20 protein-coding genes are annotated in these 23,892 nt (G+C 71.4%); 9 read left to right on the top strand and 11 right to left on the bottom strand.

What is annotated here, in order from left to right:
* On the bottom strand, positions 1-414 hold the full coding sequence (locus BJ999_RS04220; RefSeq protein WP_179832053.1) for a roadblock/LC7 domain-containing protein: 414 nt from the start codon (positions 412-414) through the stop codon (positions 1-3).
* Positions 414-2,825, bottom strand: a complete 2,412-nt coding sequence (locus BJ999_RS04215; RefSeq protein WP_179832052.1) for a sensor histidine kinase — start codon at positions 2,823-2,825, stop codon at positions 414-416. The genes BJ999_RS04220 and BJ999_RS04215 overlap by 1 nt, the downstream gene beginning before the upstream one ends.
* 229 nt (positions 2,826-3,054) lie before the next feature.
* Here BJ999_RS04215 and BJ999_RS04210 point away from each other — a divergent pair, with 229 nt between their 5' ends.
* The 7 genes from BJ999_RS04210 (at position 3,055) to BJ999_RS04180 (ending at position 11,698) form a co-directional block, all read left to right on the top strand.
* Complete coding sequence (locus BJ999_RS04210) at positions 3,055-3,468, top strand: roadblock/LC7 domain-containing protein (RefSeq protein WP_229810243.1); 414 nt, start codon at positions 3,055-3,057, stop codon at positions 3,466-3,468.
* Between the two features lie 800 nt (positions 3,469-4,268).
* A complete protein-coding gene (locus BJ999_RS04205; RefSeq protein WP_189269930.1) occupies positions 4,269-5,195 on the top strand; it encodes a DMT family transporter in 927 nt (308 codons plus the stop codon).
* Between the two features lie 281 nt (positions 5,196-5,476).
* Positions 5,477-6,988: an RtcB family protein gene (locus BJ999_RS04200; RefSeq protein ID WP_179832049.1), complete on the top strand. Its 1,512-nt coding sequence runs from the start codon at positions 5,477-5,479 to the stop codon at positions 6,986-6,988.
* 207 nt (positions 6,989-7,195) lie between these two features.
* The gene (locus BJ999_RS04195) at positions 7,196-7,867 is read left to right on the top strand and encodes a hypothetical protein (protein WP_179832048.1); all 672 of its coding nucleotides are present in this window, start codon (positions 7,196-7,198) and stop codon (positions 7,865-7,867) included.
* A gap of 252 nt (positions 7,868-8,119) precedes the next feature.
* Positions 8,120-10,093 (top strand): serine/threonine-protein kinase, encoded by a 1,974-nt coding sequence (locus BJ999_RS04190; protein ID WP_229810258.1) that lies wholly within the window; start codon positions 8,120-8,122, stop codon positions 10,091-10,093.
* 121 nt (positions 10,094-10,214) lie between these two features.
* On the top strand, positions 10,215-10,763 hold the full coding sequence (locus tag BJ999_RS04185) for a hypothetical protein (RefSeq protein ID WP_179832046.1): 549 nt from the start codon (positions 10,215-10,217) through the stop codon (positions 10,761-10,763).
* Positions 10,760-11,698: an FAD:protein FMN transferase gene (locus BJ999_RS04180; RefSeq protein WP_179832045.1), complete on the top strand. Its 939-nt coding sequence runs from the start codon at positions 10,760-10,762 to the stop codon at positions 11,696-11,698. Before BJ999_RS04185 ends, BJ999_RS04180 begins: the two co-directional genes overlap by 4 nt.
* Here the strand turns inward: BJ999_RS04180 and BJ999_RS04175 are convergent.
* The 3 genes from BJ999_RS04175 to BJ999_RS04165 form a co-directional block, all read right to left on the bottom strand.
* On the bottom strand, positions 11,638-13,707 hold the full coding sequence (locus BJ999_RS04175; protein WP_179832044.1) for an ATP-binding protein: 2,070 nt from the start codon (positions 13,705-13,707) through the stop codon (positions 11,638-11,640). The genes BJ999_RS04180 and BJ999_RS04175 overlap by 61 nt on opposite strands.
* Entirely contained in the window at positions 13,700-15,949 is a 2,250-nt protein-coding gene (locus tag BJ999_RS04170) for an ATP-binding protein (protein WP_244983780.1), read from the bottom strand. The genes BJ999_RS04175 and BJ999_RS04170 overlap by 8 nt, the downstream gene beginning before the upstream one ends.
* Before the next feature lie 227 nt (positions 15,950-16,176).
* On the bottom strand, positions 16,177-16,773 hold the full coding sequence (locus BJ999_RS04165; RefSeq protein WP_179832042.1) for a TetR/AcrR family transcriptional regulator: 597 nt from the start codon (positions 16,771-16,773) through the stop codon (positions 16,177-16,179).
* Between the two features lie 103 nt (positions 16,774-16,876).
* Here BJ999_RS04165 and ppk2 point away from each other — a divergent pair, with 103 nt between their 5' ends.
* Together ppk2 and BJ999_RS04155 are read left to right on the top strand one after the other, a co-directional pair.
* Positions 16,877-17,680, top strand: a complete 804-nt coding sequence (ppk2, locus tag BJ999_RS04160) for a polyphosphate kinase 2 (RefSeq protein WP_179832041.1) — start codon at positions 16,877-16,879, stop codon at positions 17,678-17,680.
* Between the two features lie 49 nt (positions 17,681-17,729).
* Complete coding sequence (locus BJ999_RS04155; RefSeq protein ID WP_179832040.1) at positions 17,730-18,488, top strand: YwaF family protein; 759 nt, start codon at positions 17,730-17,732, stop codon at positions 18,486-18,488.
* Here the strand turns inward: BJ999_RS04155 and BJ999_RS04150 are convergent.
* The 6 genes from BJ999_RS04150 to BJ999_RS04125 form a co-directional block, all read right to left on the bottom strand.
* Positions 18,476-19,006 carry a dihydrofolate reductase family protein gene (locus tag BJ999_RS04150; RefSeq protein ID WP_179832039.1) on the bottom strand — a complete coding sequence of 177 codons (531 nt, stop codon included), beginning with the start codon at positions 19,004-19,006 and terminating at the stop codon, positions 18,476-18,478. The genes BJ999_RS04155 and BJ999_RS04150 overlap by 13 nt on opposite strands.
* Positions 19,007-19,065: 59 nt before the next feature.
* Positions 19,066-19,287: a DUF7489 domain-containing protein gene (locus BJ999_RS04145; protein WP_179832038.1), complete on the bottom strand. Its 222-nt coding sequence runs from the start codon at positions 19,285-19,287 to the stop codon at positions 19,066-19,068.
* A gap of 105 nt (positions 19,288-19,392) precedes the next feature.
* A complete protein-coding gene (locus tag BJ999_RS04140; protein ID WP_179832037.1) occupies positions 19,393-20,058 on the bottom strand; it encodes a response regulator in 666 nt (221 codons plus the stop codon).
* A gap of 131 nt (positions 20,059-20,189) precedes the next feature.
* Positions 20,190-21,749, bottom strand: coding sequence for a carboxylesterase/lipase family protein (locus tag BJ999_RS04135; protein ID WP_229810246.1), 1,560 nt, complete (start codon positions 21,747-21,749; stop codon positions 20,190-20,192).
* A gap of 263 nt (positions 21,750-22,012) precedes the next feature.
* Positions 22,013-22,615: a response regulator transcription factor gene (locus BJ999_RS04130; protein ID WP_179832035.1), complete on the bottom strand. Its 603-nt coding sequence runs from the start codon at positions 22,613-22,615 to the stop codon at positions 22,013-22,015.
* A complete protein-coding gene (locus BJ999_RS04125) occupies positions 22,612-23,778 on the bottom strand; it encodes a sensor histidine kinase (RefSeq protein ID WP_229810247.1) in 1,167 nt (388 codons plus the stop codon). The genes BJ999_RS04130 and BJ999_RS04125 overlap by 4 nt, the downstream gene beginning before the upstream one ends.
* Positions 23,779-23,892: the final 114 nt, after the last annotated feature.

Raw genomic sequence — 23,892 nt, 5'->3', positions numbered from 1 at the left:
TCACCTAACGCTCGACCCCGACAGCCGGGGAATGACCGGCGGCCGCTCGGCGAGTCCCTCGGCGAGTTCGGTCATCGCGTACACGACCGCACCCGCGTCCGCGTCCGGGGAGCTCAGCACGGCGAGGCACGCCTGCTCCCCGGCCGACACCATGAACACCAGCATCGAGTCCATCTCGATGACGCTCTGCATCAACTCACCGCCGTCGAACCGCCGGCACGCGCCGCGGGCGAGCCCCTGCACGCCCGCCACGAGTGCCGCCAGATGCTCGGAGTCCTCCCGGCCGAGGCCGGAGGAGCAGGCCACGACCAGCCCGTCTCTGGACAGCAGGACCGCACCGCCCACCAGCTCCGCGCCGCCGACCAGGCGGTCGAGGAGCCGGCGCACGTCCTCGGACGTGATCGCAGGTTCCATCATCGCTCACCCTCGTCGTTCCGTCCGCCGGGCGGGGCCGGTGGCGGCTCGGCCCGCCCGCGCCGCCATCCGCTCTGCATCGAGGCCATGACCGAGCGGGCCCGCTCCGGCGAGCGCGCGTCCTGCCCGGAGGGCTTCTTCTCCTCCTGGGCGGGCGACGCGGCGTCGAGCAGCTGCGGGGCCAGGTTCGCGCGGCGCACGCGACGCGGCATTCCCGCATGGGTGTTCGCGGTCGTGGGCGCCGTCTGCGCGGGCTGCTCGGCGGGCGGCGGCGCGGCCGTGCCGGGCGGCTCGGGCGGCGGCGGCATGCCGAACGGGTCCTGGTCACCGCGGGTCTCGGTTCTGCCGACGCGGTGTCGTCCAACGGAGTCCATCGCATACTCCTGGGTGTCGCGGCCGATGTTGTCCCGAGGGTCGGAAGCCGCCGGCGGCACGGTCCCGTCCGGAACGGTACCGGCCGGGGCGGTCGCAGGTACACCCGCCTGACGGGTGCCGGTGTCGTCCGCGCGGCCGGCCCGGTCCGCCGACACGACGAGCGAGCGCGGCAGGAGCACGATGGTCTTGAGGCCGCCATAGGAGTTCGGCTCCAGCGCCACCTTGATCCCGTGCCGGTGCGCGAGGGTCCCGACGACGAACAGCCCGAGCTGGTCGCCGTTGGTCAGATCGAACTCCGGCTCGCGGCCGAGCTGCTCGTTGACGGCCGCCAGCTTGTCCGGGCTCATCCCCAGGCCGCGGTCCTGGATCTCCACCACGAACCCCTGGCCCACCAGCCCGGCGTCGATCTCGACCGGCGTGTTCGGCGGCGACAGGACGGTCGAGTTCTCGATCAGCTCGGCCAGCAGGTGGATGATGTCGGCGACGGCGGAGCCGATGATGGCCTCCTCCGCCGTGCTGACCACCTCGACGCGGGCGTAGTCCTCGATCTCGCCGATGGCGCCGCGCAGCACGTCCAGGATGCCGACCGGGTGGCGCCAGCCGCGACCGGGCGCGGCGCCGGACAGGATGATCAGACCCTCGGCGTGCCGCCGCATGCGGGTGGTGAGGTGGTCGATGGCGAACAGGTCGGCCAGCGCGTCCGGGTCGGAGGCCTTGCGCTCCAGCGTGTCCAGCATCGCCAGCTGGCGGTGCAGCAGCGACTGGTTGCGCCGCGCCAGGTTCTGGAACACCTGGTTGACCGCGGCGCGCAGTTCGGCCTGGCCGACGGCGGCCTGAACGGCGGTGCGCTGCACGGACGAGAACGCCGCCGCGACGTTGAACACCTCGGCCGTCCTGCCGACCTCCAGCGGCGGGGCCTCCGCCGCCACGTCGACCTCGTGCCCGCGGCTCAGCCGACGCACGACGTCGGGCAGCCGCTCCTCGGCCAGGGCGCGCGCGGTGCGCTGCAGGCCCAGCAGGTCGCGGCTGATGCGGCGGCCGAAGCGGAGCATGAGCAGCGCCGTCAGGACGATCGCGACCAGGCCGACGGCGCCGATGACGGCGAGGCGCAGCAGGGTCTCGTCAGAGGTCTTCTTGGCGTCCTCGGCGCCCAGCGCGCGCGATTTCCCGAGCGCACCGTCCACCGCGCCGATGGACGCCCCCGCGGCGTCCTTCCACATGGCCGGGCTGACCTGCAGCCTTGCTCCGGGAGGGGTCGCCAGGATGCCGTCCTCCACCGCGGTGAAGGACGTCACGGCGGGGGACGACAGCGCCTGCCGGAAGGGATCGGCGGTGGCCCGCTTGAGCTGGGAGAGGCTCGAAGTCTCAAGGAACCGCCGCTCGTACACGAGCTTGCTGATCGCGGCGTGCTCGCCGGCGGTCATCCGGCCGCCGTCGCTGAGCACGCCGCCCACCAGCGCCACCTCGCGCCCGAGCAGCTCGATGGCGCGCGACATGTTGGCCAGGTGGTACGACTGCTGGAGGCCGTCGCCGGCGACCAGCACGTTGATGTACTGGAAGTGCGCTTCGAGGACGTCGTTGTAGGCGTTGAACGCCTCCAGCCTCGTCATGGCGCGGGAGTCGACCTGGCTCCGGAGAACCTTGATCCGGTTGAGCTTCCCCATCAGCACCGAGAGCCGCTGCTTCATCGGGCCGGTCAGGGTGGCCTGGAACTCGTCCGAGCGCACGGCCTTGTTCATCTGCACGATCGTGCCGTCCATCTTCGTGCGGACGGCGTCCATCGACGTGCGCGGCAGGAGGGTGTTGCGGCTCAGCCAGACGACCGACTCCTGCCGTTCCTGGGCCAGGGTCACCAGCAACGGCTGCGCGGCGCCGCCGTAGATCTCGTTGGTGGTGTCGAGGTTGCGCTGGTTGATGGCTTCGGACGCGGTGCTCTGCGCCGCGAAGGCCCACAGCGTGACCAGGGAGATCATCGGGATGATGATCAGGCCGAAGAGCGAGAACCGGATCGAGCGCCTGCGGCGCGAGCCCTTCACCGGGCGGACCGGCCGAGGTCGGCGCGGATGTGGCTGATGAGCTCGGTCATGGGTGGTGTCGTCTCCCAGACTTGGTGATGCACCGGACAGCCGAATCTCGTGTCACCGTAGCCACAGACTTGATCATTTGTCCGAGATTCTGTGGATCTTGCCGACCGTTCGGTGGAATCATGTGCCGACGTTCGGTGACCCCTGACGGTCAACGATGTCTCGGAAGAGGGGAACTCACGTGACGCCGCTGCGGGACGAATCGACCGACCGGCTGGACTGGCTGATCGACGGGCTGGTCAAACGCGTGCCGCAGGTGACCAGGGCGGTGGTGCAGTCGGCGGACGGGCTCCTCATGGGAGCGTCCGCCGGCCTGAGCCGGGAGGACGCGGAGTACCTGTCCGCGCTGGCCGCCGGCCTGCAGAGCCTGGCGCAGGGCGCGCGGAGCCAGTTCGACGCGGGGGAGGTGCATCAGACGATCATCGAGATGCGCAACGCGTTCCTCTTCGTCACCGCGGCGGGCGAGGGCGCCTCGCTGACCGTGCTCAGCGACGCCAGCGCCGACCCGGCGCAGATCAGCTACGAGATGACCCTCCTCGTCGGCCGAGTCGGCGACCACCTCGCCTCCCGCCCCCGAAACCACACCGGCGCCTGAACCCGGTCGCGCCGCCCAGCACGAGGGGGCGGCCAGAGCTCGGCCATCCGTACACCGGCGTTCCCCACGCCCGTGTTCCAGATGCCGCCGACCATGCCCAGCGCCGTCCCCGCGACAATGGCGTCGAAGACCGGGGACTCGGCCTCGCGGACCTCACCGACGACCGCGCGGCTCTACTCGACTTGGGTGTTCCATTCCGGCCCCGCACCGCCGCCCGCACTCAGCCGCCCGGCAGTGAATCCTGGATTCGGGAAAGGGGCGGATAGCGGGTTCGGAGATCTCGGCCATATCCGGCCGCCCACCCGAACTGCAACCGGACGACCTTTCCAAGCGGACAGAAACGCTCAGGGCGACAATGCCCTCCGGTCTCGTCCGGCAGGACCTCGGCACGGCACAGGTACCGGCCGCAGCCCCCGCGAACGGACGGCGAGAGACGGCGATCGCCTGTTCCCCTGGGCGGCACGGGCATGGGCCTCGGGGCGATCGGCGTCCGCGGCCGCCGAATGCAGCGGCCGCAGCACCGGCTCCCCGGTGAATATGGTGCTCATTTTCGCGACCGCCGTTCTGGTAAGATTGTGGTGCAACATATAACTGAAAAGCCTCCCGGCTCTTCAGTCGTTACGCGGAAGCGGGCGCGAAAAGGGGCCGGGGACATGTTCCGGGATCCCTTTGCGCGCCCCAACAAACAAGGGGTTCCCGTGAAAAGGAAAAGTTGGCGCCCGCGAGAGTTTCTCGCAGGCGTCCGCAGGCATCTGGAGCCGCTGTCAAGCGATCTCCGTGCGGCGGACAAAAAAGTGCTCATGATGGTCACGGCCGCGAATGCGGCGGGCCTCGCCAACGGCTACATGCTGGTGCTCGTGGGCGTGACCAAAAATGTGGGGCCGATGACGGCGTCTTGCGTCGCGGTGCTCTTCGGAACGCCGGTCTTCTGGTTCTTCTTCAGGCCGACGCTGCGAAGTCGCTGGGACGTATGGATGCCGTCCATCCTCCTGGGCCTCGCCATGGGAGCGAACAATCTGGCCTACCAGTACGTTCTGAGGTGGGTTCAGTTGCAGCTCCTGCAGCCGCTCTCGTTCTTGTTCAGCGCCATCTTCATGGTCGGCCCCGATGCCGTGCGGGACGTCAGGAACGGGAGATATTCGACCGTCATGTGGCCGGTTCTGGGTGTGCTCGGCATCTGGGCCCTGGCGACCGACACGGTCGGCGGCGCCGGCGGAGGGGCCTTCACCGACGCGATCCCGCACGTCCGTGTCCTGGGCCTGCCCGTTCCGGTGTGGGCGCTGGGCCTGGGAAGCCTGATCATCACCGCGGCCAGCTACGCCTTCCACAACAGGAAGACGGAGGAGTACAGCAAGGACGCCGGCGGGAAGATCAACACTCTCGCCGGCATTCCCGCCTTCGCCGTCCTCGGAGTGGGCGCGTGGGCGCTTGAGGGCGGCTGGTCGGGCATGACCGGTGGGGGCTGGCCGTATCTGCTGATCTGCGCGGGCAGCGGATTCTTTCTCGCGCTGCTCAGCGGAGTCGTCATGGTGAAGGCCTACGGCAGGGGCCTTCGCGCGTCGACGACGGCGATGCTCCTACCGCTGCGGACCCTCCTTGGGACCTTCCTGGGGATGGTCGTGGCGCGCACGGCCCCCGGCCCCCTGGGGTGGGTGGCGATCGGCCTGATCCTCGTCGCCTCCTGCGGGGCGGCGGTGATCCAGAGTCGGCAGGCCGACTCTGCATGACCCGGCGGCGGGGAGGCTCACCCTCCCCGCCGTTCGCGTGCCGCCGTTCGCGTGCCGCCGGGCGCGGCCCTGGAGGAGCCGGCCCGCGCCGGTCGATCCCGGGATGCGGGCGTGGACATATTCGGTTGGCCCGGCTGCCGGCCCCGGCTAGTGTTCGTCGCACCTCGCGGCTGCTGAACCTCGGGGCTTCCATCGCCTACGAGCGATGTCCCGTGCGTCCGCTCTGGACGATCACGTGTGTGAACCATGCCCGAAATCCAGCAGCCACCAAGGAAGAGTTCATGACCGCACCCCGACAGGACCCGCGCCTCGTCCGTACCGACGACGACTGGCTCCAACTCCCCAACCGGTGGGACCTCCCGGTCGACATCTGCGCCGGTGTCGACGTGCCGATAGAGCCCAGCGCGGTCGAGGAGATCCTCACCGTGCTCGAGACCGCCGACACCCTGGCGCGGCTGGCCGACGCGACCGGACATCGGCAGGCGAGCATCGACCGTGTCGCGCTCACCCCGGACCTGCACAAAGGCGCCGGGATCCCGATCGGCACCGTGCTGCGGACCAGCGGTGCGCTGATCCCGCAGGCGGTCGGCAACGACATCAACTGCGGGATGCGGTTGGAGACGACCTCGCTCACCGTCGACCAGGTTCGCCCCCGGCTGGACGCGCTGGAAGGGCGGCTGCGGCACCTGTTCTTCGAGGGCGGCCGGCGGATCGCCCTGTCGGGGGTCCAGCGGGAGGCCCTGCTGCGCGACGGGCTGCCCGGCCTGCTCGGGGTCCCGCGGGATTCCGCGAACGGCATCTGGTCGCAGCACCGGCCCGAGGACGGGCGGCCGGGCCGGGTCCACGGCGAGCGGTACCCGACCACGACCGCCGAGTCGTTCCGCGACTGGATCGACAGTGCGGGCGGCACCAGCTACGACAGCATCATCGGCGGCGTCGGCGGCGGCAACCACTTCGCCGAGTTGCAGTACGTCGCGTCGGTCCACGACCGTCAGGCCGCCTACGCCTGGGGGTTCGAGCTCGGCCAGGTCGTGCTGATGGTGCACAGCGGCTCGCTGTCGCTGGGGCACCAGGCGAACTCCGACGGCCTGGAGCTGGCCAGGAAGGCGTGGCCCGCCTCCGTCCCGATGCCGGACAACAAGATCCTTCCGATCCTTTCCGGCGAGCGGAACGAGGCGGCGCTGCGGCGCTATCTCGACGCGTTCGGCAATGCCGCGAACTTCGCGGTCGGCAACCGGTTCTTCCTCTCGCTCATGCTGCGCCAGGGACTCGCCGCGGAGTGCGGCGACCTCACCGGCGATCTGGTCTACGACGCCCCGCACAACCTGCTGTGGCGGCACGACGACGGGTCGGTGGTGCACCGCAAGGGCGCGACGCCCGCGGGCGGGTACGCCGACATGGCGGGTGGACCGTACGCGATGTGGGGCGAGCCGGTCATCGTGCCCGGGTCGATGGGGGCGGCCAGCTACGTGCTGCGGGGGCACGGCAACCCGCGGACGCTGGCGAGCGCGTGCCACGGCGCCGGCCGCCGCGTTCCGCGCGGTGCCGCGTCCCGGGCCGGCGACGCCGAACTCGACGCGTTCCTCGCCGAGTTCCGCGTGGTCACGCCCCTCGACCACCGCGATCCCGCGGTCACCCGCCGCGCGGACGTCATGGCCGCCTGGCGGCGCGACCTCAAGCAGGAGGCGCCGTGGGTGTACAAGGACATCGGCCCCGTCGTGTCCAGCCTCGGACGGGCCGGCGTCGCGGACCCGGTCGTCGAGCTGCGGCCGCTGCTGACCGTCAAGGGATGACCCGCCGGCGGGTCCGGCATCCGAACGGCGAAGGTCGGACCCGCCCCTTCACGCCGGTGGCCTCATCGTCGCTCTGGAGGCCGCCCCCTGCGGCTGTCCCACGTCTGGAGCCGGATGGCCCGTCAGTACGCTGGCCTCTGCCAGACCGCCGACCGCCGCCGCAGCGGTGAGACCTCAAGCCGACAGGCACCCGCGAGGAGCCGACGCATGCACTCTGCCCCGAATGAGGGGGCTCGCCCCGACGTCGCGCGGGAGCGGTTGCGGCACGTCTACTGGATCGGCGGCGGCAGCGGCGCCGGCAAGTCCACCATCGCCCGGCGCATCGCCGACGGGCACGGGATGCACCTGTACGACACCGACGCGGTCATGCCCGACCACGCCCGGCGCATGCCCGCGGAAGAGGCTCCCTACCTGCGCGACTTCGCGGCCATGGACATGGACGAGCGGTGGGTGGCCAGAAGCCCGCGCGAGATGCTCGACACCTTCCACTGGTACCGGGGCGAGGGGTTCGCCCTGATCGTGGAGGATCTGCTCGCCCTCCCCGCCGACCGTCCGGTGCTGGCCGAGGGGTTCCGGTTGCTGCCCGAGCTCGTCCGGCCCCTGCTCACCGAGATGGACCGCGCCGTGTGGCTGCTGCCCACTCCCGGGTTCCGCCAGACGGTGTTCGACGGCCGGGGTGGCCCGGCGTGGGGGTTCGTCGCCAAGACGGGCGATCCGCACCACGCACTGCGGAACCTGCTCCAGCGCGACGCCATGTTCACCGACCGGCTGACCGAGCAGACCCGGGACCTGGACCTGAACGGGCTCAAGGTGGACCTCACCGTCACCGAGGAAGACCTTGCACGGCGAGTCTCCGCGGCGTTCAACCTTCGGAAGTAGGCGGTCACGGCGCGGCCGCCCCGGGCGACGCCGCCGTCGCGGCGATAACGGGCGTGCGCTTCTGCTCTCCTCGAAGGTGACGGTCGCGGCCGAAAGGCGCCCCATATCAGCTTCGGGCGCACCTCACCGGTCCCCCTGGACGGGATGGCGATTTCTGGAATGATTCATTCTGAGTGCACGGAACATCACTCACCGCAGTAGTGGTCGACCCTACGACATGGGTGACGGCGAGAGGGCGGGAACGGGACCGTGATGCCGCGACCGGAGTTGGTGCTGAACCGGCGATATCAGCTCGTGAAGGTGCTCGGTCAGGGTGGCATGGGGCAGGTCTGGTCGGCCCGCGATCTGGAACTGGAGCGGCAGGTGGCGATCAAAGTCGTCGCCGAGGGCGTGCCCGCGGACGCGGCGCCGGAGCTGATCGCCCGGCTGCGGCGCGAGGCCAGGACCGCGGGGAGGCTCCAGCATCCGGGGATCACCGCCGTCTACGACATCGGCAGTCATGACGGGGCGCCGTATGTGGTGATGGAACTGCTCGACGGGCGGAGTCTCCGGGAACTCCTGGACGACAGCCCCCAGGGCCTGCCCGTCGACCAGGTCGTGGAGCTCGCGATCAAGGTGGCCGACGCACTGGCGTACGCGCACGCCCAGGGACTGGTGCATCGCGACATCAAGCCGGCCAACCTGATGGCGCTGACCGGTGGCGGCGTGAAGATCTGCGATTTCGGGATCGCGCGGTTTCCCGACACGACGACCCTCACCGGCTGGGGTGTCCCTGGGACCCGGGCGTTCATGGCACCCGAGCAGTCCCCGGGCGTGGTCGACGCCCGTGCCGACATGTACTCGCTGGGCCGCACTCTCCAGGTGCTGCTGACGGGCGGGCCGGCATCCACCGCATCACCGGACGACGTATCCCGCGGATTCGCGGCCCGACCCGACATCCCACCGCAACTGAGGCATCTGCTGCTGCGGCTGCTCGCCTCCGATCCGGCCGCAAGGCCCGACGCCGCCACACTCCGCGACCGGCTCGCCGCGCTTCGCGACGACCGGGACGGTCCCGTCGGCGTCCGGTCGCTTCCGGCTCATGTGCGGGAGACCGCCCCGGACGGGCGCCCCGGCGACGCCTCCCCGCGGCCGAGGCCGAATACCCGCACGACGACGAGAAGGCCGCCACCTGACCCGGACCTTTTCACGTGGCCCGAAGTCCGCGAACCGCGGGCGTGGCTCGCACCGACCGCGATGGCGTCCGCTCTCGCATGGTTCCTGATCACCGCCGGCCAGGTCTGGTACCAGTCGCCGGCGGATCGGATCGTGTTTCCCCTGTTCCTCATCATCGTCGGCACGTATTCGCTGGGCGCGATGACGATCTCCGAGTGGGATTTCCCGGACCAGCGGACTTCCCCCGGGAAGGAGGACGAACTCCCGGACAGGCCAGGCCTCTCGGGAGGGCTGCTGATCGGGTTCGCCCTGCTCGTGGCCGTGGTGTTCTACGGCGTTCGAGTGGCGATCGGTGCCGGTGGCGATCGCTGGCTGATGCTGGTCTGGACCCTGGCCGGCCTGGTCTCGTTCGTCACCGCCTTCAGCACCAGGTGGATCCACTCCTACGAATCCGGGATGCGGTCCTTGATGCTGCGCAGCCTGGCGCGGTGCCGGGCGATCGCCGAAACCATGGCGAGCACGATCTGGTTCGGCGAGCCCTACGAAGACCCCCGGCTGCCGGACCTGCGAGATCTGCTGTTCGAACTTCCGGCCGCTCGCTTCTTTCGCCTGGAGAAGGGCCCCTTTCCCGTCGCCGTCGTGTGCGGGCCCAAAGTGCTGCTGGTCCAGACGACGACGTGGACCTCAGGGGTGTACCGGAATGTCGGTTACAAAGAACTGCTGCGAGACGGGCGGGCCTTCTCCTCGGGCGTGCGGGAGATCGAGCAACTCGACAGAGCCCGGAGCGACTGGGTCTACCAGGTCAACAAAGGGCACCGGGGCTACGCCCCGTCATATTCCGACGTCGAAGCCGTGCTCGTCGTCGGGCGGCCTGCCGACGACGCGGGTGAGGTGGTGCTGGGCGACGGCCCTTCCCTGTCCCTCTCGTTGATCAGATGCACGACGCCGGCCGGTTTCACCGAGGTCGTCCGCTCGCACTTCCGGAGGGCCGACCGCATCGATCTGCCGACGGTGGCGAGGATCCTCGACCACTACGACCGGACACAGAGCCCAGGCCAGGACGCCCGGTGATCGGATCCTGGCCCTGCGCCGCCCGCCGGCTCGCCCACGAACTGCTCGCGCCTTTCCTGGAGTCCACAACGCCCTGAACGGGAGGGGACCGGGCCTGCTGTTCGGACAGCTGTTCCGCTCGGTGGTGGACCTGCCCGGGTTCGCGCACGGCGACGGCGGCTTCCTGCGGTTCCTCACGCCGGGCGTGGTGATGATGGCGTACCAGGCGATCCAGACGCTCATCCAGAGCCTGGTCATCGTCGCCATCGCCCTGGTCGCCGGAGCCCGGTTCCCCGGGAGCGTCGCCGGTGTCGGCGTCACCCTGCTCGCGGCGGTGCTGCTGACCGTGACCTTCTCGGCACTGTCCGACGCGGCGGCGCAGCGGCGGCCCTTGTCATGGGCGCGGCCCTCCTCGGTCTCGGCCGCCGCGGAGGTCTGGGTACTCGTATGGGGGTTTCTACCCTCTTCATCCTGGACGCCCGGGAGCATGCTGGTGGGAACGCGGGATCTCACCGCAGCTCCCGCGCCGAGGAGAGCGATCCAGGCGCCGGTACCGGCCGCTCCGCCCGCGGGCGCACGCACCCGATCACGCACCGCGCCCGCCCGCCGCGACGACCCGGGCGGACGGGGCGGTCCGGTACCGGGGGTCACGATCTTCGGCTTCCCGATCCCGGTTGGAGCGGTTCGATGACCTACAGCTCGGAAGAGTTCCCCCTCTGGGGCGGTGTGGCCACCGTGATGGTGGAGAAACCCGACCGTCTCGGCGCCGCCCGGCGAGCGGTCGACCATGTGATCGATGACATCGACGCCGCGTGCAGCGCCCTTCGCGACGGTTCCGATCTGGCACGGGTCAACGCCGCCGCCGGCCGTCCGGTACGGGTGGGCGCCACCTTCGTGGCGGTGTTGTGGACGGCCCTGCACGCCGGCGAGCTGACCGGCGGTCTCTTCGATCCTCTCGTCGGCGCCGACGACGCCGCGATCGTGATCGACGATCCGCCCGGAACGGTCACGATTCCCGCTGGAACGGCCCTGGACCTGTGGAGCATGGCGGTGGCGTTCGCCGCCGACCGGGCCGCCGAGTCCGCCGCCGGACAAGCCGGGTGCGGAGTCTGCGTCTGTCTCCCCGGCAGCGTCGCCACCGCGGGGCCGGTCCCGGATCCGGGGTGGCCGGTCCACGTGATCAGCGGCCGCGGCCGCGGGCCCCGCGGCGAGCCGTGCCACGCGGAGAAGATCATGTTGCGGTCGCCGGGGCTGGCCATCTCCTGCCCGCCCGCGCCGGGCCGCACGGCGGCGCGCCCACGGGGAGGCGCGGTCGCCGCCGATATGCGGCCGCTCGTGCGCGGGCAACGGCCCTGGCGCACGATCTCGGTCATCGGCATGGGCTGCGTCGCCGCCAAGGCCGCCAGCATCGCCGCGCTCGCGTCCGGAAACGCCGCTGCCACCTGGTTGGGGTCCCGGGAGTTGCGAGCCCGGATGACGGACGCCGACGGCCACGTGACCACCGTCGGACGGTGGCCCGCCGTCTGCGTCTCCCGGCCCGTCACGCTGACGCGCGAACCGGGCGTTCAGCCGCTGATCGCGTACGCGACCGCGCCGTCCAGGGTCAGCTTCGCGCCCGAGTCATAGGCCGCGTCGAACACCCGCCCCCCGAGCCCGCGGCGGGCCCGGGCCGCGCAGTCCCGGTGGCTGTGCCTGAAGACCTGCAGTCCGAGAGGCGGGATGTCGAAGGCCCGCAGGAGCCGGTTCGCCGCGCCCAGCAGCCGGGCCGCCCGGTCGTGTTCTCCCTGCGCGCAGGCCGTCCAGGCAAGGGACTCCAGGCACTGGCTGAGTCCCCACCGGTCGCTGATCTCGGTCAGCAGACCGGCCGCCTGGCGCATCCTGGCCGCGGTCAGGCTCGGGTCCTCCTGCCACCAGGCCGCGTACGCCAAGGTGATCAAAGCGTACGCCTCGAAGATCGACGCGTGGTGGGCCTCCGCCAGGGCGAGGAGTTCCTCCCCCAGGGCCGCCCCCTGTGCCGGGCTCTGGGCGGCCATGCCGAAGGAGGCGGCGTAGTGGAGGTTCACGGCGACGGCATGCAGGTCGCTCCTGGCGCGGTGGCGGGCCCGCGCGTCCTGGAGCAGCGCGAACCCGTCACCGGTGTCACCGCCGGCCAGCACCGCGATCCCGCGTGCCTCAAGACCGAGGGCGAGCGCCTTCTCGTCTCCGCTGCTCCTGGCGGCGGCGCCGCACTCGTCCGCACGCCGTCCGGCCGTGTCGAGATCGTTCTGGTAGGCGGCGAACAGCGCGTCGGCCCACAGCGCCTTGACGCGGCCGTCGTCGGTCGGATGTGACAGTTCGAGCGAGCGCTCCAGCCAGTGGCGGCCCTCCTGGACGGCACCCGCGAGCAGCCATGCCGACCACAGGCTGACCGCGATCCGCAGTCCGGAGGGGACACTGTCCTCCCGCAGGCACAGATCCAGTGCCAGACGCAGGTTGGGCATCTCCGCCAGCGTCGCCCGGTAGCGATCGAACTCGTCGGGCACCAGCAGATCGATCCGGTTCCGCTCGGCCAGCCGCCGGTAGTGGTCGCGGTACCGGCGGTGCAGTTCCGGCTCGTCCTCGTACGCCAGCCGCTCGCGCCCGTAGGCGCGAACGCTCTCCAGCATGCGGTAGCGGCTGCGGAGACCGCCGCGCTCAGTGATCAGTATGGACTTGTCGATCAGCCCTGAGATCAGGTCGAGGACGTCCTCGGATTCGATCCCGTCGCCGGAACAGACCGCTTCGGCGTCCTCGAGGTCCGCCCCGCCGGGGAACACCGACAGCCTCGCCCACAACCGTCGCTCGCCGGGCGTGCACAGACCGAAGCTCCAGTCGAGGGTCGCGTACAGGGTCCGGTGCCGTGGCAGGACCGCGCCGTCGGGGCCCGCGAGCCGGTCGAAGCGCCGATCGAGCTCCGCCGCCAGTTCCGCCAGCGGTATCGTGTGCAACCGCGCGGCGGCGAGTTCGATGGCCAGGGGGAGCCCGTCCAGGCGCCTGCACAGCCGGGCGAGCGCGGGCGCGGTCTCCGCGTCCAGCGTGAACCCCGGCCGCGCCCGGGCCGCCCGTTCGGCGAACAGGCGCACCGCATCGCTGTGCGTGATGTCCTGGACGGCGGCGCCGACCGGCGGGACCGCCAGCGGCGGCACCACCAGCACTTGTTCGCCGTCCACTCCCAGTGCCTGCCGGCTGGTGGCGAGGATGCGCAGCCGGGGCGCACCGCCGAGCAGCCTGGCGGCCAGTTCGGCGCACTCCGGGAGCAGGTGCTCGCAGTTGTCCAGGACGAGAATCAGACGTTTGTCGGCCAGATGGTCCACCAGGGCCGGAAGGGACCGCCGGCTGTTGCCGCGCAGTCCCAGAGCGGCCGCCACCGTCGTCTCCAGCAGCTGGACGTCCTGCATCGTGGCCAGATCCACGATCTCGACCCCGGCCGAGAACCAGCTCCGCAGGTCGGACGCCGCCCGGCGCGCCAGCCGGGACTTGCCGACCCCACCGGCGCCGGTCAGGGTCATCAGCCGCGTTCTGCGCAGCAGGTACCGCACCTCCGCGATCTCCTGGACGCGGCCGACGAATGCGGAGCGCTCCCAAGCCCTGTCCGGCACGATCTCCCGTTCACCCATGGCGCCTCGTCGCCCGGGGGGCCTGCGCGCCGGCCGCCCGTTCGTGATCGTTGAGCCAACCGGCGATCTGGACCCGGGAATGGAAACCGAGCTTGTTCATGATGTGCTCGATGTGCCCCTCCACAGTCCGCTGGGAGATCACCAGATCGGCGGCGATCCTCCTGTTGCTCGCCCCCTGCGCCACCAGCTGCGCGATCTGCGTCTCCCGAGGTGTCAGGGGGGACGGCACGTCGAGGTCGCGGTCCCCCGTGTCCGCGGGCGGGGTCTCCTCCAGCGCGTAGGCGAGCCCGTCCTCGGCGGACATGCCGGCTCCGCGCTCGGTCTCCGACCGGAGGGCGGACGAGCCGAGCGCCCGGCGCGTGTCGTCCTCGCACGCGTCGTGGTACCGCACCAGGTGCCCGTACCCGGACAGGACCGCGCCCACCGCCTTCCACACGGCCCCGGCGATCCCGAGCAACCGGGCCGCCCGCGTGAACTGCCTCTCGGTGGCGGCGACCCAGGCCAGCACCTCCAGGTTGACCCCGATGCCGAGGGGGTCGTCGAGCGAACGGTTGAACCGCAGGCTCTCCCGCTCCATCGCGGCGGCGCGCGCCGCATCGCCCTTCCGCCACACCTCCACGCCCAGGGCCATCATCGCGTACGCCCTGTGCCACCCTTCCCCGTGCGCCTCGCACACCGCGATGCCCCGTTCGCCGAGGGAGACGGCGCGTGTCGAGTCGCCCAGGAAGGAGTGCGCGAGCGAAAGTCTGATCAGTGCCAGCGCGTGGCCCACCGGGTCCCCGGTGGCGGTGTGGCGCTCCACCGCCTCCTCGTAGAGGCCGATCGCGGTGTCGGCGTCCTGCCGGTACATGGCGATCATCCCGGAGTAGAGGGCGACATAGCCCAGGATCTCCTCGCGTCCCCGCCGCTCCCCGATGGCCCGGCTCTCCTTCAGCATCGCGGCGGCGTCGTCCAGGTCGCCCTGAATTATCGCCAACCAGCTGTTGGACCACAGCGCCCTGGCACGGATCTCGCTCTCCCCGGAGTCCAGGGCGAGCGCCCGGTCCATCCAGCGGCGTCCCTCGGCCAGGTAGAAACTGGTGATCCAGTGGTAGAGCAGGTCGGCGGCCATCCCCAGGCCGACCTGGATCTCGGCCGGGTCGGCGAGGCAGCTCTCCAGCGCGGTGCGCAGGTTGGCGTGCTCAAGCTGGAGCCTGCCGAGCCAGGCGATCTGGTCGGGGCCGAACAGCCGGGCGCGGGCCTCGGCGGCCATTCCCCGGTAGTAGTCGCGACACGCGCGCCGGATCCGCGGCGCCTGCCCGGATTCGGCGAGCCGCTCGCGGCCGTACTGCCGGATGCTCTCCAGCAACCGGTACCTGACCACGCCCACGTGATCCTCACGGCTCAGGATCGACTTCTCCATCAGGGCGGCGATCAGGTCGACGATCTCCGCGCGGTGGATCCCGTCCCCCGAGCACACCTCCTCGGCCGCCTCCAGATCACAGCCGCCGGTGAAGACCGACATCCGGGCCCACAGCACGCGTTCCTGCTCCGTGCACAGCAGGTGGCTCCAGTCGATCAGCGCGCGCAGCGTCTGGTGCCGCGGCAGCACCGCGCGCGAGCCCCCGGTGAGCAACCGGAAACGATCGCCGAGCCGTTCCAGCAACTGCTCCACCGACAGCGCCCGGAGCCGCACGGCCGCCAGCTCGATGGCCAGGGGGAGCCCGTCCAGCCGCCGGCAGACGCTCTCCACGGTGGCCCGGTTGGCGTCGGTGACGGCGAACTCGGGGACCACCGAGCGGGCGCGGTCGGCGAACAGCTGCACCGCTTCCGGCATCGGCCGCGTCCCGGCCGTCCCGTGCGCGTCGAGGGAGCTCAGCGACAGGGGCGGGACCGGGAACGTCCGTTCGCCCGCGATCCCCAGCACGTGCCGGCTCGTGGCCAGTATCCGCAGTCGCGAAGCCGAGCGCAGCAGCGTCTCGGCCAGCACCGCGCACTCCTGTTGGAGGTGCTCGCAATTGTCCAGCACCAGCAGCGCGTGCTCGTCCCTCAGGCGTTCGACCAAGACGTCCATCGGCGGGCGATGGGAGTGATCCCTGATCTCCAACGCCTCCATGATCGACGCGATCAGCAACTCCGGCCTCTCCACCTCGGCGAGTTCGACCATCCACACGCCGTCCGGGAACGCCCGCCGGAGCACGGTCGCCATCCGCGTGGCCAGCCGCGTCTTGCCGACCCCGCCGACTCCCGTAAGGGTCACCATCCGCGATTCCGACAGCATGCTTCTGGCCTCCGCCAGCTCCTGCCGCCGGCCCACGAAACTCGTCGTGTCCGCGGGCAGCCGCGACGATCGACGTCCGCCTGCCGCGTTCGATGCCGCTGAAGCCATCACCGCCCCACACGGCGCATTTAGCACCTGTTACGCACCCGAATACCTCCAATCTAGGCACGCCGCTCACCGATCCATCGCCATGAGCTGGTCAAAAGGTCCTAGGCAGGAGTGGGGGCCGTCAGGCGGTCCATGAGCTGGTGCATGCAGGAGCGGAACCAGGCAAGGGCCGCCGGGTCCATGGCGCTCACCATCCCGTGGCCGCGGGCGAACACACCGGAACTGATGAAGCCGTACACGCACCAGACCATGGGGGACAGGACGAAGTAGGGGTCGATCTCGGGTGGGACCGCATCGCGAATTCTGCGGGTGCACATCCGGAGGAGGGGACGCTGGTAGCGGTCCTCCAGATCGCGGATGTCAAGGGCGTCGGCTCCCCACCGGTGCATCCACACCGCATGGATGAGCGGGTGAGAGACGTGGTAGTCCAGGTAGGCGTCCAGGATTAGGTGAAGGGCGGCGCGAGGGGAATCGGTCGTGTCGACCGCCTTCCGGAGCGTCTCGTACTCGTCCTCGTGAGCGCGTTCCATGATGTCCAGGTAGAGCTCGCGCTTGCCGCCGACCAGGTCGGTGAGCCGTGCGGCCGGTACGCCCGCGGCGTCCGCGATGAGCCGCAGATCCGTCTCGTCGTACCCCAGCGCGGCGAAGAGCCTGGTGGCCGCCTCGATGATCCGGCCACGCGCCGCAGCATCGTCCATGCCCTCACGCTACGGCGGGCCGCGCGACGCCCTTCTACCCTGGAGGTAAAGGAACCGGAACGGGACCGAGCACGGCGCGCCCGCCCTGGGTAAGGGTCTCCCCATGAGCAAGGTCAAGCGGCTGCCCCGGCGCGTGTACGAGCCGGAGCTGGCCCGCCTCCAGTCGGACCTGGTGAATCTCCAGGAGTGGGTGCGCAGCGAGGGCGCCCGCGTCGTCGTGGTCTTCGAGGGACGGGACGCGGCCGGCAAGGGCAGCACGATCAAGCGGGTCACCGAGCACCTCAATCCCCGCGTCGCCCGGATCGTCGCGCTGCCCGTCCCGACCGACCGCGAGCGCACCCAGTGGTACTTCCAGCGCTACGTCGAGCATCTGCCCGCCGCCGGGGAGATCGCCCTGTTCGACCGTTCCTGGTACAACCGGGCGGGCGTCGAGCGCGTCATGGGCTTCTGCTCCAAGCAGGAGTACACGCGCTTCCTCCACCAGTGCCCCATCTTCGAGCGGCTGCTGGTCGAGGACGGGCTCCTCCTGCGCAAGTACTGGTTCTCCGTGAGCGACGCCGAGCAGGAGCGCCGCTTCCGCAGCCGCCTGGCCGACCCGATGAGACGGTGGAAGCTGTCGCCGATGGACCTGGAGTCCATCACCCGCTGGGAGGACTACTCCCGTGCCAAGGACGAGATGTTCGTGCACACCGACATTCCCGAGGCGCCCTGGTATGTCGTGGACGGCGACGACAAGCGGCGCGCACGGATCAACATGATCGCCCACCTGCTGTCGACGATCCCCTACCGCACGGTGGAGCCGCCGCGGCTGCCGCTCCCCGAGCGGCCGCCCCCCAAGGGCTACGAGCGGCCGCCGCGCGACATGCAGACCTACGTCCCCGACCACTCCGCCTCCCTCCTCCGATGACGGCGGTCCGCATGCCCCGAGCCGCCGCCGGTCCGGTTAGCGTCGCCGCATGCCGCTGACCGTCGCCGGCCGCTTCGCCGCGTACGGGCCCTCGCACTGGGCGGCGCTCGGGCTGTTCGCGATCGGCTGCGCCGGCCTCGTGCTCGTCGGCCGCGCCCAGCGGGCGGAGACGGAGCCGGGCGCGGGGTTCGGCGGCCGGGCGCGGGGCTTCGGCAAGGCGTACGCGCTGGCGATCGTGTACGTGATGATCGGCACGCAGGTCCACACGCTGCTCCCCGGGGAGTGGCGGATCGGCGGTTCGCTGCCTCTCCAGCTGTGCGACGTGGCCTGGCTGACCTCGGTCGGCGCTCTGTGGACGCTCGGCCGGCGATGGTTCGCGCTGACGTACTACTGGGGCCTCACCCTGTCGGTCCAGGGCCTGCTCACCCCTGCGCTCAACGGCGCGGACTACCCCGGCATCGACTATTTGGGCTTCTTCGGGATGCACCTGATGATCGTGTGGTCCGCGGTGTACCTGACCTGGGGGCTCGGGATGCGGCCGGGCTGGGGCGACTACGGGTTCGCGGTCGCCGTCACCGTGGCCTGGGCCGTCGGCACGTTCGTCTTCAACGTGGGCGCGGGGACGAACTACGGGTACCTCAACGAGAAGCCCGGCACCGGTTCCGTCCTGGACGTGATGGGCCCCTGGCCCTGGTACGTGCTGGTCGAGGCGCTGGTCATCCTGCTCGGCTGGGCTCTGATCACCTGGCCCTGGACCCGCGGGAGCCGGACGCGCCGATCCCCCGAGGCGTCCCGTCAGCGGCTGTAGTCCAGGAACAGCGTGCCGTTCTTCCCCCGCTCGACCTCGGCCAGCCCCCACGCCTGGACGCCGTCGCCGTCGAACACCCGCCGGCCGTGTCCGACCACCGACGGGGCGACGACCAGCCGCAACTCGTCGACGAGCTGGGCCCGCAGCAGCGAGCGGGCCAGTTCGACGCTGCCGTGGAGGCCGATGTCGCCGCCGGGCTCCTGCTTCATGGCGGTGACGTAGCCGTGGACGTCGGTGGTGACTCGGGTGGTGTTCGCCCATTCCTTGCTGAAGGCGCTGGAGGTGACGACGTGCTTGTGGGTGCCGTTGATGAACTCGGCGAACGGCTGGAAGTCCGACGCGGGCCAGTGCCCGACCCAGTAGTCGTACGTCCCCCGCCCCAGCAGGACGTCGTCCTGCTTGGCGATGACCCGGCCGAGGTAGTCGACCATCTGGGGACCGTCGTCGGCGAGCCAGTCGCCGTCCTCGTAGGCGACCCCGTCCAGCGACATCAGGTGGTAGAGCACGACCTTGCGCATGTGGTTCCTCCGGTGATCGAGCGTGTGGGACGGCGGACGCGGCGCGGCGGCCGGTGCCGCTACTTCTTGACGGGGTCGGATCCGGCCCGCTTGACGATCTGGTCGCCGGGGCTCACCGACTCCCAGAGGGAGCCTTCGACGCGGACCTTCCTGGTCTTGCCGTCGGTGAAGGTGACCTTGAGGTAGTGGTAGAGGTTCGACCCGTCCGGCATGTTGCGGGACTTGCCGGCGACGACGCCTTCCCACGCCTCGTCCTTGTGCACCCGCCGTGACCTGAACATAAGCCCGCCTGCCCTTGGTGATGACGTTCTCACTTGCTGTGATCAGGTTAGGGCGCCGTGATCCCGCGGGGCCTCGGTCGCTGGAGGGGTCTTGTCGATGCGACTTCAGGGTGAGGGGCGGGGGCGGACGATACCGAGGTCGTAGGCCATCACGACGGCGTGGACGCGGTCGCGGGCGCCGAGCTTGCGCAGGACGGAGGAGACGTGGGTCTTCACGGTCGCCTCGGCGAGGGACAGATATCCGGCGATCTCGGCGTTGGAGGCGGCCCGGGCGACCAGCGTGAGCACCTCCACCTCGCGGTCCGTCAGTTCGGCCAGCCGTCCGGGCCGGACGGGTTCGGTCGGCTGGACGGCCACGAACCGGTCGAGGAGCCGGCGCGTCACGGTCGGCGCGAGCAGCGCCTCGCCCCGGGAGACCACCCTGACGGCGTCGGCCAGTTCCGGCGGGCGCACGTCCTTGAGCAGGAAGCCGCTCGCCCCTGCCCGCAGCGCGGCGTAGAGCGGCTCGTCCAGGTCGAACGTGGTCAGGATGATGACCTTGGGCGGGTCCGCGGCGGCGGTGATCTGCCGGGTGGCGGCGATGCCGTCGGTTCCGGGCATCCGCACGTCCATCAGGACGACGTCGGGGCGCAGCCGGGCGGCCTCCCGGACGGCCTGCTCGCCGTCGCCCGCCTCGCCGACGACCTCCAGATCCTCACGGGCATCGATGATCATGCAGAATCCGGCCCGGACCAGGTCCTGGTCGTCGGCGACGAGCACCTTGATCGTCATGGAGGCTCCCTCGGGGGCGGCCGGGCACGGCCCCGGACCCCCGGCCGGGTCGGGTCCCGCCGCCGGCGGCCCGCCCATCATCGCAGCGCGCCCGCGCGCCCCGGCGATGTCCCGCGAGAGGAGCGCCGCGGTCACCGGGTCGTCGTCTCCCAGAACCCGCAGCCGTGCTCCGCCGCGGCGTCGACGGTCCGGATCGCACCCGGCGCGAGGCTCAGCGGCGCGGTGCCGGGCCGCCAGCGCGGTGCGCCCCGGTGGTTCGGGTCGCCGGAGCGGGCGAAGGCGCCCCAGTAGCCGACCATGGTCCGGGCCAGTCCCTTGCGGTCCCGGTTCACCAGCAGGTCCCTGCCTCCCAGGTCGAAGAGGTACGGCAGGTCGGTGGCATGGGCGGCGCCTTGCGGGACGTCGGGGACATGCAGGCCGTTGACGTTGGGCGCGTTCTCGTCGGCGAACTCGTAGGAGTACACGGTCGTGCGCGCGGCGAGGTCCCGGGCGCCGGCCAGGGTGGAGCAGGCCCAGGACGCGTCGGTCAGGACCGTCGCCCAGGCCAGCCCGGCGGACGGGTACCGCGACAGCGGGTACCGGGCGGCGACCTTGCGCGCGTCGGCCCCGAACGCCTGCTCCAGCAGCCGGGGATAGGTCGTGGACGTGATCAGCTTCGGGTCGTACCGGATCGCGCCGGCGACGAAGGAGCGGGCCTCGTCGTGAGTCCCGCCGATGAGCACCGGAACGTGGGCGAACGCGCCCGCCCGCAGCGCCGTCGCCGGATCCCGCGGCAGCAGCTCGGTCCCGTAGGCGAGGTGGTCGGAGAAGGACGGCGAGTGCGGAAGGAGTTCGGCGTTGGTCTTGCCCCGCAGGCATGCCAGCGCGTCCTTGCCGGTACAGCCCAGCTCCTCGGCGGCGGCCAAGCCGTCGTCCTGCCCCTGGGCGACGGGGACGTAGGGCCGGTCGGCGGGCGCCCCGGGGAACAGGCCGCCGGCGGGCCAGCGCAGCCCGCACGACCCCGACGAGATGATCGCCTTGCTGATGAGCCCCTCGGCCTCGGGCGAGGTGAGCAGCGCGCAGGCCGACATCGCCCCCGCCGACTGGCCGAACACGGTGATGTTGCGCGGGTCCCCGCCGAACGCCGAGGCGTTGCGCCGCGCCCACCGCAGCGCCGCGATCTGGTCGGCGAATCCGAAGTCGCCCGAACCCGCGAGCCCGGGGAGCCCCAGGTAGCCGTATATCCCGAGCCGGTAGTTCACCGTGACGACCACGGCCTTGCCCTCGGTCGCCAGCCGGACGGCGTCGTAGTCCTTCCCGCTCCCCTGCGTGAAGCCGCCGCCGTGCCACCACACCATCACCGGCAGGGCACCGTGCTGTTCGCGCGGGGCGGTGACGTTGACGTAGAGGCAGTCCTCGCTGGGCGGCTTCTCGGTCTCCGGCGACGAGTCCTGCATGCAGTCGTTCCCCGGCCGTCCGGCGTCCCTGACACCGCTCCAGGGACGCGGATTGCGCGGCAGCGTCCAGCGGCGGGCACCGGTGGGCGGCTCGGCGTAGGGGATGCCAAGGAACTGCCGAGACTTCCCCTTCACGACGCCCCGCACGCTCCCGGAATCCACGCGCACGGTCAGCGGCGCTTGCGCGGGTTCATGCGCCGAACGGCACGCCATCAGCGCCCCCGTGGCCGAGACCGCCGCGAGCACCGTGGACACGCTTCGGACACCAGGGGACACGCTTGTGAGACCCGCCATCATCACGACCACCCGTCTGATCACGTCCGCCGTCCGGCGGCACCGGTTCGAGAGCAAGGACGGGATGACCCGCCGATTCGACGCTAGGGAACCCGGCGCCCCGTGGCCTCAGCCTGACGTTCGGTCTTGGACCCGCGACTTCGGACGGAGCGGCGGGTCCATCTCCGCCCACAGACGTAGGTGCGGGCCTGGACGTCCCGACCATCCCGGCGAACGGGCTCGCGTCAGATCCAGCCTTGTTGCCAGGCTCGGTGGGCGGCGGCGTGGCGGGTGGGGGCCTGGAGTTTGGTCATGGCGGTGGAGAGGTAGTTGCGGACCGTGCCGGGGGCCAGGTGGACCTGGGCGGCGATCTCGTTGACCGAGGCTCCGGTGCGGGCGGCGCGCAGGACCTCCAGTTCGCGGTCGGTGAGGGGGCAGGCGTCCTCGGTGAGGGCGGCCGCGGCGATGTCGGGGTCGACGTAGCGGCGGCCGGCGGCGACGTCGCGGATGATCTCGGCGAGCCTGGACGCTGAGGTCGTCTTCGGGACGAAGCCGCGGACGCCGGCGGCCAGGGCGCGGCGCAGGACGGCGGGACGGGCGTGCCGGGTGACCAGGACGATCTCGGTCGGCAGTGCGGCCCTGATCTCCTCGGCGGCGCGCAGGCCGTCGGCGGGCGGCATCTCCAGGTCCAGGACCGCGATGTCCGGAACGTGCTCGCGGGCCAGGCGGACCGCGTCGGTGGAGGTGGACGCCTCGGCGACCACCGCGAGGTCGTCCTCCAGCGCGAGGAGGGACGCCAGGGCACTGCGGAGCAGGTCCTCGTCGTCGGCGATCAGGAGTCGGATCATCGGCCCTCGCCGTTCCCGGCGGGCAGCGACGCCGTGAGTTCGAAGCGGTCGGCGTCGCGGGTCCAGGTGAGGTCGCCGCCCGCGGCCCTCAGACGTTCGGCGAGGGCGTTCAGGCCGGTGCCGGGGGCGGCGCCCGGCTCGGACGCGCCGTCGTTGCCCACCCGGAGGCGGGCGACGCCGCCGGTGACGCGGTAGTCGACGGACGCGCGGCTCGCCCGGCTGTGGCGGAGAAGGTTGGTGGTCGCCTCCCTCATCACCAGGCCCAGGAGGTGGCGGGCGGTGTCGCCGACGGCGGCGGGCTCCGCGGTCGTGCGGGCGTCGATGCCGGCGGAGGCGAGGATCCGGGTGGCGTTGGCGATCTCGTCGTCCAGGCTGGTGCGACGGTAGCCGAGGACCACCGCGCGGGTGTCGCGGAGTGCGTCGGCGGCCAGTTGCCGGACGTCCCGCATCTCGGTGGCGGCCCGCGGCGGGTCGGTCTCGGCGAGCCGGGCGGCCAGTTCGCTCTTCAGGGCGATGACCTGCAGGTGGTGGCCCTGGATGTCGTGCAGGTCGGCGGCGAACCGGAGGCGCTCGTCCTTGACGGCGAGTTCGGCCGACAGGCGGCGCGCCTCGTCCAGCCGTCCCGCGATGTCCCAGGCCCACAGGGGGCCGAGCATGGCCCAGACGACGAACGCGGTGATCCCGGGCGGGAACAGCGCGGCGTACGCCAGGTCGCCGTCCCCGCTCAGGAGGCTGACGGCGCCGCCGGGCAGCGCCGCGGCGAGGACCGCGCCGGCGATCAGCCGGCGGCGGTGCCGGCGGTCGAGGTAGGTCGCGGCGACCGCCGTCATGATCGCGGGTGCGATCGGCCACAGCCCGTAGTTGCGCACGGCGAGGGGGCAGACGGCGAGCACGAGCGCGGCCAGCGCCCCGGCGGCGGGCCCGCCCGCGGGCGGACGGGGCCGCGCACCGGCCGACAGCCGCGCGTTCAGCAGGGCCACGACCGCGGCGACCTCGACCGCCAGCGCGGCGGCGCTGAGGACGCGCGGCTGGATCGGCACGTCGCCGTCCAGGATCCATTCGCCGGTGAAGAGGATCAGGACGCCGACGTTGGTGCCCGGCACCGCCCACCAGGTGTAGCGGCGGAACCCCGCCAGCCCCGTCTCGTCGGCTCCTGTGCGCACGCCGTCATTGTTCCAGCGGACGGCCCCCGGGCCGGGGGTCATTTGTCCGGTATCCGCATGACAGATGTCATCCGCGCACGTGGTGGTCCGTCACTACCGGGGACGTTCGCGCTG

Source organism: Actinomadura citrea, assembly GCF_013409045.1.
In the GTDB taxonomy this organism is placed as follows: Bacteria; Actinomycetota; Actinomycetes; order Streptosporangiales; family Streptosporangiaceae; genus Spirillospora; species Spirillospora citrea.
Note: the sequence above shows the minus strand (reverse complement) of the source record. Positions and strands in the feature narration are given on the sequence as shown.